8 protein-coding genes are annotated in these 13,421 nt (G+C 69.7%); 4 read left to right on the top strand and 4 right to left on the bottom strand.

Annotated features, from left to right (window positions below; translation table 11 throughout):
* The first annotated feature begins 2 nt into the window (after positions 1-2).
* Both AC2YHT_RS21000 and AC2YHT_RS20995 read left to right on the top strand, forming a co-directional pair.
* Positions 3-863, top strand: a complete 861-nt coding sequence (locus AC2YHT_RS21000) for a hypothetical protein (RefSeq protein ID WP_487291836.1) — start codon at positions 3-5, stop codon at positions 861-863.
* A gap of 81 nt (positions 864-944) precedes the next feature.
* The gene (locus AC2YHT_RS20995) at positions 945-1,874 is read left to right on the top strand and encodes a hypothetical protein (RefSeq protein WP_487291835.1); all 930 of its coding nucleotides are present in this window, start codon (positions 945-947) and stop codon (positions 1,872-1,874) included.
* A gap of 86 nt (positions 1,875-1,960) precedes the next feature.
* Here the strand turns inward: AC2YHT_RS20995 and uvrA are convergent, their stop codons facing one another.
* Complete coding sequence (gene uvrA / locus AC2YHT_RS20990) at positions 1,961-4,870, bottom strand: excinuclease ABC subunit UvrA (RefSeq protein WP_487291834.1); 2,910 nt, start codon at positions 4,868-4,870, stop codon at positions 1,961-1,963.
* 258 nt (positions 4,871-5,128) lie between these two features.
* On the opposite strand from uvrA, the gene AC2YHT_RS20985 reads away from it, so the two are divergent.
* Positions 5,129-5,800, top strand: coding sequence for a hypothetical protein (locus AC2YHT_RS20985; RefSeq protein ID WP_487291833.1), 672 nt, complete (start codon positions 5,129-5,131; stop codon positions 5,798-5,800).
* A 141-nt stretch (positions 5,801-5,941) separates the two neighbouring features.
* The gene (locus AC2YHT_RS20980; RefSeq protein WP_487291832.1) at positions 5,942-7,522 is read left to right on the top strand and encodes an ABC-F family ATP-binding cassette domain-containing protein; all 1,581 of its coding nucleotides are present in this window, start codon (positions 5,942-5,944) and stop codon (positions 7,520-7,522) included.
* 164 nt (positions 7,523-7,686) lie between these two features.
* On the opposite strand, the gene AC2YHT_RS20975 is transcribed toward AC2YHT_RS20980, so the two are convergent.
* From AC2YHT_RS20975 to AC2YHT_RS20965, 3 genes are all read right to left on the bottom strand, one after another.
* A complete protein-coding gene (locus AC2YHT_RS20975) occupies positions 7,687-8,229 on the bottom strand; it encodes a nucleoside 2-deoxyribosyltransferase domain-containing protein (protein ID WP_487291831.1) in 543 nt (180 codons plus the stop codon).
* Positions 8,230-8,261: 32 nt separating this feature from the next.
* Positions 8,262-8,975, bottom strand: a complete 714-nt coding sequence (locus tag AC2YHT_RS20970) for an alpha/beta hydrolase (RefSeq protein WP_487291830.1) — start codon at positions 8,973-8,975, stop codon at positions 8,262-8,264.
* 384 nt (positions 8,976-9,359) lie between these two features.
* Positions 9,360-13,421 carry a hypothetical protein gene (locus AC2YHT_RS20965; RefSeq protein ID WP_487291829.1) on the bottom strand — a complete coding sequence of 1,354 codons (4,062 nt, stop codon included), beginning with the start codon at positions 13,419-13,421 and terminating at the stop codon, positions 9,360-9,362.

Here is a 13,421-nt window from a genome sequence, read left to right as displayed (position 1 = left end):
CCATGATCGCCCTGTCGCCCATCGCCGCCGCTCTCGAAGGGCCGCGCACCATGCGCCGCCACCCCGCCTCGCTGCTGGCCTGGGGCGGTTTCTACTGGGCCGCCCTGATCCTGCTGTGGGTGCTGCTGGCCGTCGCCTTCGGCGAGGAGGTGCGGCGCGACCTGGCCCAGACCCGCTTCACCGCCGACCCCAAGGAGGTGCTCGACCTGATCGCGCACCTGGGCGGGGCCATGGCCCTGCTGATCCTGCTGGCCGCCGCCATCTGCGCGGTGCTGGCCAGCGCCATCCTGCGCTCGGTGCTGCATCCCGAGCAGAACCGCGGCGCCTATCTGCGCCTGGGCGCCGACGAGGTCCGGCTGTTCGTCGTGGCCCTGATCACCTGGGCCGCGGCCCTGTTCGTCACCGCCATTCCCAGCGGCCTGGTGACCCTGCTGACCGCCACCGTGGCCGGCGCGGGCGCCCGCAGCGTCGCGGCCTGGATCGCCTTCGTTGGCGGTCTGGGCGTCATCGGCCTGTCGATGTGGGTGGGCGTGCGCCTGTCGCTGCTGTCGCCCCAGACCTTCGCCGAGGGCAGGATCAACCTGCGCGAGGCCTGGGTGCTGACCCACGGCCACTTCTGGGGCCTGCTGGGCATGTTCGTGCTGAACCTGTTCATGGCCTTCGTGCTGACGCCGATCGTCTTCTCGCTGGTCGGCGGCCTGCTGACCGGGGTCATCGCCCTGGTCGGCGGCGGGTCCAAGCTGTTCGTTCTGCTGGGCCTGCTGACCAACGTGCTGATCGCGCCGCTGATGTTCACCGTCCAGACGGTGATCCTGACCGCCGGCCCGGCCCGCGCCTATCGCCAGCTGCACCCGGATATTTGAGGCCCGGGCTCTGTCCCTGGCCAACGAAGCTTGTTACGCGTTCCTGCCTGCGACACACCGCACAGGGCGAGCAAGAGCAAGATGAAGACCTTTTCGGCGACGGACGCGGCTATTTCAGGCTTCGTCCTGGTGCGCGAGCACTTCAAGACCGTCGCGGTCTGGGTCCTGATCGCGACCATCGTCTCGGCGATCGTGTCCGTGGCCATGATCGGCCTGTTCGGCGCCGAGCTGGAAGCGTTCACGACGCTCAGCCAGAACAATTCCACCGATCCGACTGAAACCCTGCAGGCCATGGCCAAGCTGGGTCCGTTTGCGCTGTTCTCGCTGGTCTACAGCGTCGCCTTCTATTCGGTGCTGCTGGCGGCGATCTATCGCGCGGTGCTGCGCCCGGCCGCCTCCCGGCGCGCCTATCTGCGGTTCGGCGCCGACGAGCTGCGCCAGGCCGGCGTCTCCATCCTGCTGGGCCTGCTGCTGTTCGCGGCCTATCTGGTCCTGCTGGTCGCGGTCACGCTCATCCTCGTCATCCTGGGCGCCATTGCGCCGCCCCTGGCCGCGCTGGTCGGCCTGCTGATCGTGCCGGCCTCGTTCGGGGTGCTGATCTTCCTGGGCGTGCGCCTGTCGCTGGCCAACGTGCTGACCTTCACCGAGGGCAAGATCAACGTCTTCGGCTCGTTCGCCCTGACCAAGGGGCGCTTCTGGCCGATGTTCGGGGCCTATTTCGTGGCCACCATCCTGGCGGTCGTCGTCTATCTGCTGCTGTTCCTGATCATCACCCTGCTGGGCGGCGCGCTCAGCGGCTTCAACCTCGACACCCTGAACGACCTGATGCAGTCGCAGAAGCTGACGCTGGAGTCGCTGCTCACCCCGACCGGCGTGCTCAGCCTGGCGGTCGGCGGCCTGATCACGGTGCTGACCAGCGTGACGATCTACGCCCCGTCGGCCTTCATCTATCGCGAGATCGTCGAGCGGGCGGCCAAGCCGGCCGCCCCCAGCGGGCCGTTCGACGTCTGATCCCCCAGGGACACCGACATGAAAAAGGGCGGCGGGGAGACCCGCCGCCCTTTGTTGTTTCAAGCTCGCTTCGGGCGGACGCCTGATCAGGCCCGCTTGGTCTTCTTCAGTTCGCCCACCCGCGCCAGGCGGCGCTCCTCGTGGCGGTCGAGCAGTTCCTTCAGGTACTTGCCGGTCCAGCTGGCCTCGACCTTGGCCACGTCCTGGGGCGAGCCCACGGCGACGATCTCGCCGCCGCCGTCGCCGCCTTCGGGACCGAAGTCCAGCAGCCAGTCGGCGGTCTTCACCACGTCGAGGTTATGCTCGATGACGACCACGGTGTTGCCCTGGTCGACCAGCTCGTGCAGCACCTCCAGCAGCTTCTTGGTGTCCTCGAAGTGAAGGCCGGTGGTCGGCTCGTCGAGGATGTAGAGCGTGCGGCCGGTGGCGCGCTTGGAAAGCTCCTTGGACAGCTTCACCCGCTGGGCCTCGCCGCCCGACAGCGTCGTCGCCTGCTGGCCCACCTTGATGTAGCTGAGGCCCACGCGCTTGAGGGTCTCCATCTTGTCGCGGATCGGCGGCACGGCCTTGAAGAAGTCGGCGGCCTCCTCGACCGTCATGTCCAGCACGTCGGCGATGGTCTTGCCCTTGAACAGCACGTCCAGGGTCTCGCGGTTGTAGCGCTTGCCCTTGCAGATATCGCAGGTGACGTAGACGTCGGGCAGGAAGTGCATCTCGATCTTGATGACGCCGTCGCCCTGGCAGGCCTCGCAGCGGCCGCCCTTGACGTTGAAGCTGAAGCGGCCCGGGCCGTAGCCGCGCGCCTTGCTTTCCGGCAGCTGGGCGAACCAGTCGCGGATCGGCCCGAAGGCGCCGGTATAGGTGGCCGGGTTCGAGCGCGGGGTGCGGCCGATCGGCGATTGATCGATGTCGATGACCTTGTCGAAGTTCTCCAGGCCCTCGATGCGCTCGTGCGCCGCCGGGGCGTCGCTGGCGTTGTTCAGGCGGCGCGCGGCGGCCTTGTAGAGGGTCTCGATCGTGAAGGTCGACTTGCCGCCGCCCGAGACGCCGGTGATGCAGGTGAAGGTGCCGACCGGGATCTCGCCGGTGACCTCCTTCAGATTGTTGCCCTTGGCGCCGATGACCTTGAGCATCTTCTTCTTGTTGATCGGGCGGCGCTCTTCCGGCACGGCGATCTCGCGCGCGCCGGTCAGGTATTGGCCGGTGACGCTGGCCGGATTGGCCATGATCTCGTCCGGCTTGCCCTCGGCGACGATCTCGCCGCCGTGGACGCCGGCGGCCGGGCCCATGTCGATCACGTAGTCGGCGGTGAGGATGGCCTCCTCGTCGTGCTCGACGACCAGCACCGAGTTGCCCAGGTCGCGCAGCCCTTGCAGCGATTGCAGCAGGCGGGTGTTGTCGCGTTGGTGCAGGCCGATCGACGGCTCGTCGAGCACGTACAGAACGCCCGTCAGGCCGCTGCCGATCTGGCTGGCCAGGCGGATGCGCTGGCTCTCGCCGCCCGACAGCGTGCCCGAGCCGCGAGACAGGTTGAGGTAGTCGAGGCCGACATCGACCAGGAACCGCAGGCGATCGTTGATCTCCTTGAGGATCCGGCGGGCGATCTCCAGCTGCTTGTCGGTCAGGTGGCCTTCCAGGGCCGTGAACCAGTCGCGGGCCGGGCGGATGGCCAGGTTCGAGACGGCGGCGATGTCCAGGCCATGCACCTTCACGGCCAGGGCCTCGGGCTTCAGGCGCTTGCCGCCGCAGGCCTCGCAGGGGGTGTCGGACTGGTAGCGGCCCAGTTCCTCACGCACCCAGCTGCTGTCGGTCTCGCGCCAGCGGCGCTCCAGGTTCGGCAGCACGCCCTCGAAGGGCTTGTCGACCTCGTACTTACGGGCGTTGTCGTCGTAGGTGAACTTGATCTTCTCGCCCTTGGAGCCGTTCAGCACCACGGTCCGGGCCTTTTCCGGCAGCTTGTACCAGGGCTCGTCCATCGAGAAGCCGTAGTGGCGCGCCAGGGCCTGCAGGGTCTGGGTGTAGAGCGGCGAGGGACCCTTGGCCCAGGGCGCGACGGCGCCCTTGTGCAGGGTCTTGTCCTTGTCCGGGATGATCAGGTCGGCGTCGAAGGCCAGCTTCGCGCCCAGGCCGTCGCAGGTGGGACAGGCGCCGGCCGGGTTGTTGAACGAGAACAGCCGCGGCTCGATCTCGGCGATGGTGAAGCCGCTGACCGGGCAGGCGAAGCGTTCGGAGAACAGCAGCCGCTTGGGCTCCTTCTCGCCCTCGTCGATCGTCGCCCATTCGGCCACGGCCAGGCCATCGGCCAGGCGCAGGGCCTGCTCCAGAGAGTCAGCGAGACGCTGCTCCATGCCGGCCTTGGTCACCACGCGGTCCACGACCACGTCGATGTCGTGCTTGAACTTCTTGTCGAGGGCCGGGGCGTCCTCGATCGGATAGTATTCGCCGTCGATCTTCAGCCGCTGGAAGCCGGCCTTCTGCCACTCGGCGATCTCCTTGCGGTACTCGCCCTTGCGGTCGCGCACGACGGGGGCGAGCAGATAGAGGCGCGTGCCTTCGGGCAGGACGGTGATCTTGTCGACCATCTGGCTGATGGTCTGGCTCTCGATCGGCAGGCCGGTGGCCGGCGAGTAGGGAACCCCGACCCGCGCCCACAACAGGCGCATGTAGTCGTGGATCTCGGTCACCGTGCCGACGGTCGAGCGCGGGTTGCGCGACGTGGTTTTCTGCTCGATCGAGATGGCCGGCGACAGGCCCTCGATCAGGTCGACGTCCGGCTTGCTCATCAGCTCGAGGAACTGGCGGGCGTAGGCCGACAGGCTCTCGACGTAGCGGCGCTGGCCCTCGGCATAGATGGTGTCGAAGGCCAGCGAGCTCTTGCCCGAGCCCGACAGGCCGGTCAGCACGACCAGCTCGCCGCGCGGAATGTCGACGCTGACGTCCTTGAGATTGTGCTCGCGGGCGCCGCGGACGCGGATGAAGTTCAGTTGCTCGGCCATGGTGTCCGGAACGCTCGAAGGTCGGATTGGGAGCCACGCGCGAGGCGCGGCGCAGCGGCTATATGTAGGGCGCTGGCGCGGCATTAACACAAGAACAACATGCGAACAAACGCCGCAGCCATCCTGCTGCCAGTCCTGCTGACATCAGATGTCAGCAGGAGGCGCTTTCGAGGGCGCAAAGCGGGCGCCGCGCGGTCGAATTTCGGACGCCATCGAAGCGCGAGCATTCGTCGTCAGAGCAATCTTCGGTGGCGGACGATGGGGCGGGGGCGACGCGAGGTCGGACGATGGGCGATCGCTGCCCCGGCGGGGCTGGCGGCCAACCTGCTGCTGATCGGTCTGCTGTCGCTGGTCGAGCGCACGCCGCCGCCGGTGGAGCCGCCGGCCATGCTGGTCGAGCTCGACCGCACGGAGGAGGAAGACCCGCCGCCCGCGCCGAAGCGAGCGGCCAGAACGTCGCCCGTCCCTTCAGCGCTCAGCGCTTCCAGGCCTCGGGCGGATCCGGACGGCGTCGCGTCCGCCGCGACGGGCGAAGGGGAGGGCGCGTCGTCGGCCGGTTCGCTCGGCCCCGCCGCGCCGCCGATCGACCCCGCTTGGCGCCTCGATTCCCGGGCCGTCGATCGTTGGAAGCTGACCGAAGGCAATCCGGATTTCCGCTGGGGCCGCTATCACCGTGCCTGTAAGGGCCTGAGCAGCGAGCACCTGACCGACGAGGAGAAGGACAAGTGCTGGGGCAGTCTCGCCGCCAAGGCTCCGTCGCCGCGGATGGGACCCGTGGGCCGTCCCGCCCCGCCGCCCGCGAAGTTCGTACCCCGGGGCCTGCCGCCGCCCCCGCCGCCCTTCGCCGAAGACGCCCGCAAGCAGGCCCGCTGCGGCGCCTATCGCGCCGGCCGCGCCGAGCAGCCGCGCCTGCGCGACGGGATCTGCTGACGCGAAGCTCCTATTTGGGGCCCGGCTTGCCGAACCCGGTTCGCGGGCGTAGAAGCCCGGCTCCACCCCTGATGGAGGCCGCCATGATCAGCCAGACGGAAGACCGCTTCGTCCTTCCCGTTTCCCTGTTCGTGGTTTCCCATGCCTGCCTTCATCACACTGGATTCCGTTTCCGCCGCCGCGCCTGACGGCCGCGTTCTCTTCGAAAACCTGAACCTGTCGGTCGGCGCCGAGCGCGTCGGCCTGGTCGGTCGCAACGGCGCGGGCAAGTCGACCCTGCTGGCGCTGATCGCCGGCGCGCGGGCGCCCCTGGCCGGGACCATCGCCCGCGCCGGGACGATCGGCGTGCTCGACCAGACGCCGGAGCTTGCGCCGGACGCGATCCTGGCCGACCGCCTGGGCGTCGGGCAGGCCTGGCGGCGGCTGTCGCGCATCGAGGCGGGGCAGGGCGACGACACCGACTTCGCCGAGGCCGACTGGACCTTGCCTGTGCGGCTGGACGAGGCCCTGGCCGAGGTCGGTCTGACCGGTCTCGATCCCGACCGGCCCGCGAGCGCCCTCAGCGGCGGCCAGCAGACCCGCGCGGGCCTTGCCGCCCTGCTGCTGGCCGCGCCCGACCTGATCCTGCTGGACGAGCCGACCAACCACCTCGACGCCGAGGCGCGAGACCTCGTGGCGCTGGTGCTGGCCCGCTGGAAGGGCGGGGCGATCGTCGCCAGCCACGACCGGACCTTGCTGCGCGGCATGGACCGCATTGTCGAGATCTCCAGCCTGGGCGCGGCCAGCTACGGCGGCGGCTACGACCTCTATGCCGAGCGCAAGGCCGCCGAGGTGGAGGCCGCCGGCCGGGCTCTGGACAGCGCCGAACGCGACGAGCGCCGCGCCGCCCGTGAGGCCCAGACCGCGCTCGAACGCAAGGCGCGCCGTGACGCCGCCGGCAAGCGCTTCGCCGCCAAGGGCAGCGAGCCCAAGATCCTGCTCGGCGCCCGGGCCGAGCGCGCCGAGAACACCGGCGGCAAGGAGCGCCGCCTGGCCGAGCGGCTGCAGTCCGGCGCCCGCGAGGCGGTGGAGGCGGCCGAAAAGCGGGTCGAGAGGGCGCGAACCCTGGGCTTTGATTTGCCGCCCACCGGCCTGCCGGCGGGGCGGCTGGTGCTGGCCCTGGAGGAGGTCGCCTTCGGCTGGCCTAGCCGGTCACCAGTGCTGGAAACGGTGAACCTGCGCCTGGCCGGTCCCGAGCGGGTGGCGGTGCGCGGCCCCAACGGCGCGGGCAAGTCGACCCTGCTGAACCTGGCGGCCGGCGTGCTGGCGCCGACGGCGGGCACTGTGACGCGCGGCGTCCCGGCGGTGATGCTCGACCAGTCGCTGGCCATCCTGCGTCCGGACGAGACCCTGCGCGAGGCCTTCCAACGCCTGCACCCCGCCGCCGACCGCAACGCCGCCCAGGCCGCGCTCGCCCGCTTCCTGTTCCGCAACAGCGCCGCCGACCGGTTGGCCGGGTCTTTGAGCGGCGGCGAACGCCTGCGCGCGGCCCTGGCCTGCGTGCTGGCGGGACCCACCCCGCCGCAACTGCTGATCCTCGACGAGCCGACCAACCACCTGGACCTGGACTCGGTGGCGGCCGTGGAGGCGGCGCTGGCGGGCTATGACGGGGCGCTGCTGGTAGTCAGCCACGACCCCGATTTCCTGGCCGGGATCGGGGTGGAGCGGGAGGTGGAGCTGTAGAGAGGAGGTGACGCCTTCTCTCCGTTTCTCACCGGTTCTCTCCGTGAAATCCCCGCGAAAGCGGGGACCCAGGCTTTTTCTGAAACCCACGGCGCTCGACGATAAAACACCTGGGTCCCCGCTTTCGCGGGGATTTTACGGGAAGAGGTCCCGAGAGCGGTGAGCTACCGCTTAACCCGCGCCTTCACCTCGGCGATCAGGGCCTCCAGGCTCTCCACCTGCTTGACCCCATACTTCTCGCCGGTGATGTCGACATTGCCCTTGCGCCAGAAGCCTTCGGGACAAAGCACCACCAGCTTCCCCGAGCGCGCGTGCAGGCCCATCTCCAGCAGGCTGATCGGCGACTGCGAGCCGGGCGTCAGGTAGAGCACGATGACGTCGGCGCTCTCCAGGGCGGCCAGTTCCCATTCGACCTGGCGGCGGAACTCCGGCTCGTCGGCGACGGGTTTCCAGGCCGGGTTCCAGTCGGGCCGGCGCGGATTGAGGACGACCACGTCCTGGTCGGCCAGGGCCGCGATCACCTGGGCCTGCCAGTCGACCGCCTTGCCCATGTCGATGCTGCCGCCCAGGAACACGCGCGGCCGATCATGCGCGGCGGGCAGGGTCTGCGGCGAGGTCACGACGGTCGGGGCGGCCAGGGCGTTGGTCGTCATGCACAGGCTCAGGGCGGCGAGGAGGGCGGAAAAATAGAGGGGTGGGCGGATCATGCCGCGTCTTTACGCCAGGCGCACCCGCATGGTCACGCGGTCCGGCGGAGGGCGTCGTTTTCCACGTCGAGGAACCGCCCGGTTTCCAGATAGGCCCGCACCTGCTCGCCCACCTGGGGATTGAAGATCATCAGCGTGTGGGTGACCGGCAGCACGACGTGCTTGCTCATCCCGGCGATGCGCGTCGCCGCCACCGAGACCTTGCCGTCGTTGGGGCGGGGCAGGATCAGCCGGGGCAGGATCGGATCGAGCGCGCGGTCGCCGGCGATGACGCCCAGCTCGAAATCGACGGCGGCGGGCAGGCTGGCGCCGTCCTGCGGTCTCGCCGTCAGCAGGTGCGGCGCCATAGCCCCCAGCGCGATCCGGTTCAGCCGCACGCGGGACAGGACGTCGGCCCATTCGCTGCCGCCGTTGGGCGGGGCCAGCATGACGACCCGCCCGAGGGGATCGGGCCGCTGCCTGACCAGCAGGGCGCGGGCGACCAGGCTGCCAAGCGAGTGGGCGACGATGTGCAGCGGGCCGTCGAAGGACCGCTCGAAGGCGGCGAGTTCGGGCAGCAGGCGGTCCACGACCTTGGGCAGCGGGGCGCGGAAGGAATAGGTCGGCGCCCAGGTCGCGAAGCCGGCGGCCCTCAGCCGCGTCGCCAGCTTGCCCATCGACCGGCCGGTGCGGCTGTGGCCATGCAGGAGCAGCACGCCTTGCCGCGCGCGGCCGTCATCCTGGGTCGTCGGATCGACTAAGGTCATGTGAGGCTTCCCCGCGAGGAAGAGTAGTGGCGGTGAGAGAGTCCGCCAAGCCAGTATTCCCATACCGCTCAGGCTGTTTCGTGGGGGGCGTCTAGGAGCCCTTGCTGGGCTCGGGCGTGCTGCTTGCCACGGTCTCGGCCGTGGCGCTGAACCTGTTCTTCAGTCTGGGCCACAAGACCTGAAGCGCGCCGGGCGAGACGCCTCCGGCGCGAGGGGAGGGCTCACCACGGCAGGCGGATTGCTCGCGCATTGTTGAGCCAACTGGCTAACGAAAGGCCCAGCGCCAGGGCCGCCAGCACCCAGGCCACGGGCGTGGGCGGCAGGAACGGCACGGCTTTCTTGGCCTGCCGCCTAGCCTCCAGGCGTTCCCTGACCGAACTATACTCAGGCGGCTTCGGCATGGCGGCGATCTCGACGGAGGGACAGCAGCCTGCGCACCAGGTTTTCGAGCATCGCCCGATAGGTCGGCTCCGAAGGCCTGGTCCAGCGCAGCATCAGTTCCGCGCCGATCAGGGCGGTCACGCCCCAACTCAGCACCGGTCCGGGGTTGAAGCGGAATATCAGCAATGGGCCTGGCAAAAGGGAAAGGTACAGCCCGACCGCGTAGAGCGCCGCTAGCAGCCCCGCCGCGGCAATCAGTTCGCGCCGACCGCAACCGGCGGCGACAAGCAGTAAGGCTAGCGCCGGCAGGGCGTCGGGGGACAGGATGAGTACGCCGTGGGGCGGCAGCGGGAAGATGGTCGAAGCCAAGGCCGCGCCGCCGAGAAGGGCCGCTTCGGCGATGGCCACAGCGCCTTTGGGATACCCGAGCCATCGGCTCGCGATCTGGGCGAGAAAGCCAGGGTAACGTAGCTCGCGGCCGCACAATAGCATCAGCGCGGCGGTCGAGACCTGTGACGGGCTGCTGAGCAGGGGCGATATCGTGATCTTCCAATACAGGGCCGACAGCTGTTGGTCCGGCAGCACCGTGTGGAGGGCGATGGATATCGCTGCGGCGACGCCTCCGGCCGTGACCAGGTTCCGCAACGACGCCTTGGAGACGCCGACCAGCAGGAAAAGCAGATGGGCCAGAACGTAGGGGCGCCATCCGAGACCAAGGCCCGAATTGACCTCCGCCGAAACTGACATCATCAGCGGTCCCAGCAACACCAGCGTTTGCGGCCAGCCCAGGGTGTTCGCGTCGCGACAGGCCTTGACCAAGGTCGGGCTGGAGGCGAGCCGGGCCACCGCCAAGGCGGCCAGGTACAGCCCCAAATCGTCGTTGCGAACTCCGCGGTTGGTGATGCTGACCAGCAACGGCGCGCCGCCGAGGCCGATGAGTAGCGCGGCCGGTCCCCAGCCATAGCGACGGCCGAACCAGGCCGCAAACGGCAGGATCAGCGGCGAGCTGAAAAGCGACAGTTCTTCGAGCACGCCGTCGCCGGTTGCCACGACGAATACGATCGGCAGCCAGAGCGCCACCGCTCGCCACGGCCTTGGCGATCGCGCCGGGGCCGGCCCAGCGCGCCAGAGCTCCGGCCGCGCCACCCGCAAGGTGAGCCAGAAGCAGGGCATCACGGTCGCCGCAAGCACGTTGATTAGGGTTCCCTTGGTGGTGTCTCTGAACAGCAGCACGGCCCCGGCGCCGATGGCCATTGGCGTCAGCAGGCCGAGCGCGACGCGGCCCGGATGCTCCACCGGCGCCGTGCGACTGGCGAGCAACAGCGCGCCGCCGGGGAAAATGTAGAGGCACAGTATGAAGGCAGCGCCGAAAGCCAGGCCGGTATCGAGGTCGCCCAACGAAATGAACGCCAGGCTCCACACCAGGGTCATGGCCAACACGGCGACGACGAACCGTGACCTGATGACTCCGGCGCGCCAGAGGGCCAGGCCCGCAAGCGCCAGGCCCCCGATTATGACGACGTAGAGATGGCGCATCTCCTTGATGAACGGGGCGGAGAGCATTGCGCCGCCGATAAAGGCTGTCGCGACAGCCCATTCCTGCCTGGGGGCGAGGCCTAGGCGAGCTCCGAAATAGGTGCTGGCGATCCAGACGCTGACGCAAACGAAAGGCGCCGAATAGGTCGCGGCGCTGGCGAGCAGCGGCTCGTCAGGAACGAGCCACAAGCCGATCCAGGCTATCGACAGGCTGGTTACGATTAGAACCGCGGCTGTCAGCAGCGAGCGGTCGCCACGAAACAGGCGCATGGGATCCAGCCGGGCGACGGGCGGTGGTCGGGCCGGCGCGGGATAGCACCACCAAAGGGCGATCAGGGTGGCGGCCACGCCGACTATCGATCCGAACTTCTCGCTGGTGGCCAAGGCCAGCAGCGCCAGGATCAGTCCCGCGGCCGCCAGGGCGCGTGGCAGCCAGGGCGGCAGCCGGGGCGGGGTTACGGCCATGAGCGTCCAGGTGAGCACCGCCAGCCAGGCTAGCCCCAGGCCGCCCCATCCGAACACGGCCTGCTCGGGTCCGTCCGCCAGAGCGACCACGAGGTCGGGCGTGACGCCTCCCAGGGCGCCCAGGCAGAGCGCCGCGGTCAAGGACAGGCCGAGGGCCCACAGGTCTCGGGCCGCCCAGGCGGGGGCCCGCGTGGCGCGGCGTCCGTCCAGGCCTACCGCCAGTTCCGGCAGCTTGGCGCGATCGAGAAAATCGAGCAGTAGCGTCTCGCGGCGACTGGTCGGCGATCGCACGGCGGCCAGGCCGCGCTGCAAGCCGGCGATCGCCGCCACGTCGAGCTTCAGGCGAGCCGCTTCTTGCGCCTCATCCGGAGGATTCAGCGCCGCCGCCCACATCTGGCGCACCTTTTCCTCGTCCTTGGGACGGCCGACCAGATCGCGCACCAGGGCCAGGCGCAGCCAGTCCGGAATACGCCCCTGCCGAAGCCAGGGCAGCCGGCTCAGATCGGCCAAGCGGGCCTCGGTTAGGATCGGCCTTCCTTCGCCGTCGCGCAGGGCGCGACCGACGGCGATGGTCAGGCGCGCCTGGAGCTCGGGGAACACCGCGACGGCGCAGAGATGCAGGAAGGTCTCGGCGTCGAGAGCGGCCTTCAGGTCGACGAGGAGGGCCGATATCTCGTCGGGCCGGGGGGCTGCGTCCGACAGCCAGCGATAGGGCTGGTTGGCGAGCCGTCGGTCGAGGGCGCTGGGCTGCGCCGTCAGCGGCGCGCGCACGGAGGCCGGCTCCGCCCGCGTCCGCCGCGCCAGCTCGCTCAAGCCGGTCGGCGTAGCCTCGATCAGGTCGAAACCCAGGGCGGCGAGTTCCTGCTCGCGCGCCGTCCAGGCGTTGCGCGGCCTGGGCGAGACGATCACGCTGATCTCGAAGCCGAGCAGGCCCTCGACCCAGTCGCGCCAGACGCGCCGCACGGGGTCCCAGAAGGAGGCCGGGTCGGCGATGATCAGCAGCCGTCGATCGTCGGCCAGCGCGCGCAGGGTTTCCAGCTCGATGAACTCGGACTCGCCGCTTTCGAGGGCGCGGGCGAGGCTGCGCGGGTCGCCGCGATAGTCGTAGCGCACCAGATCGACCTGTTCGCCGCGCAGCCTCTGGACCATCAGGTCGGCGAACTGGCCTTGGTGGTCGTCACGGCTGGTGCGGTCGACCAGCACCAGATAGCTGGGCGCGGCGGGCCGCAGGGCGTGCACGAACTCGACGAAGCCGGCCGACCGCACCGTTCGGTCCAGGGTGGCGTTGATGTTCAGTTCGTCGCTCTCGACCAGCTTGTGGCGTCGCAGGTCGCGCAGGTCGGCCGCCACCAGGCCTCGGGCGAAGAGATCTTCATCGTCCAGCGCCAGGTCCAGGATCTGGCGCTCGGCTCGATCGGGCGCTGGGCCGCGCATCAGGCCCTTGGCCCGCCGTTCCGCTCGCGCGGCCAGGATGTAGCTGACCGCCAGCAGGAAGGGCACGCCGCCCAGGATCAGCCGGGCGGGCCACCGCGACACCGGCGCGGCGGCCGGAGCCTCGACCGCTGGGTCGGCGGGCCTCTCGGCCAGGGGCGGCGGGGCAGCCACGGTCGCCAAGGGCTGCGATCCCCGAACGCCGAACCAGACCAGGGAGCTCACGGCGATCACGAGCCCGATCGCGCCGAAGGCAAGGCGGAGCCTGGTTGAGGAGAAAAATCGTTTCGCCTTGGACCGCCAGCCGAGCGCCGAGCGCCCGTCGACCTTGGCCCGCGTCCTGGTCGAGGCCGGTTCTTCTCGCGACGCCGTTCTATCCCTGGGGGGCGGGGCGACGACGGGCGTCTCCGTCACGCCCAGGAGCTCGCGCAGTCGAGGCCAGTCTTCGGGAACGCGGCAGACGATCGGCCCCAGGTACGAAACCTGGTCTCGGGGGCTCAATCCCGTCAGGCCCGCCTCTCCCAGCCGCTCCAGCAGCAGGCCGATGCGCAGGTCGTCGGCCACGCTGAGCCGAAAGCCGCCGCCGCGAAGCTGGGCCGCGACGGTCTCGAGGTCCAGGGCGGCCGCCGTCAT

This window comes from Caulobacter sp. SRI_008, assembly GCF_057586355.1.
Note: the sequence above shows the minus strand (reverse complement) of the source record. Positions and strands in the feature narration are given on the sequence as shown.

What these genes read in the sequence shown, in the direction of transcription:
- AC2YHT_RS21000 (WP_487291836.1), top strand. Translation starts at nt 3, where the DNA reads ATGATCGCCCTGTCGCCCATCGCCGCCGCTCTCGAAGGGCCGCGCACC.
- AC2YHT_RS20995 (WP_487291835.1), top strand. Translation starts at nt 945, where the DNA reads ATGAAGACCTTTTCGGCGACGGACGCGGCTATTTCAGGCTTCGTCCTG.
- uvrA (WP_487291834.1), bottom strand. Translation starts at nt 4,870, where the DNA reads ATGGCCGAGCAACTGAACTTCATCCGCGTCCGCGGCGCCCGCGAGCAC.
- AC2YHT_RS20985 (WP_487291833.1), top strand. Translation starts at nt 5,129, where the DNA reads ATGGGGCGGGGGCGACGCGAGGTCGGACGATGGGCGATCGCTGCCCCG.
- AC2YHT_RS20980 (WP_487291832.1), top strand. Translation starts at nt 5,942, where the DNA reads ATGCCTGCCTTCATCACACTGGATTCCGTTTCCGCCGCCGCGCCTGAC.
- AC2YHT_RS20975 (WP_487291831.1), bottom strand. Translation starts at nt 8,229, where the DNA reads ATGATCCGCCCACCCCTCTATTTTTCCGCCCTCCTCGCCGCCCTGAGC.
- AC2YHT_RS20970 (WP_487291830.1), bottom strand. Translation starts at nt 8,975, where the DNA reads ATGACCTTAGTCGATCCGACGACCCAGGATGACGGCCGCGCGCGGCAA.
- AC2YHT_RS20965 (WP_487291829.1), bottom strand. Translation starts at nt 13,421, where the DNA reads ATGACGGCGGCCGCCCTGGACCTCGAGACCGTCGCGGCCCAGCTTCGC.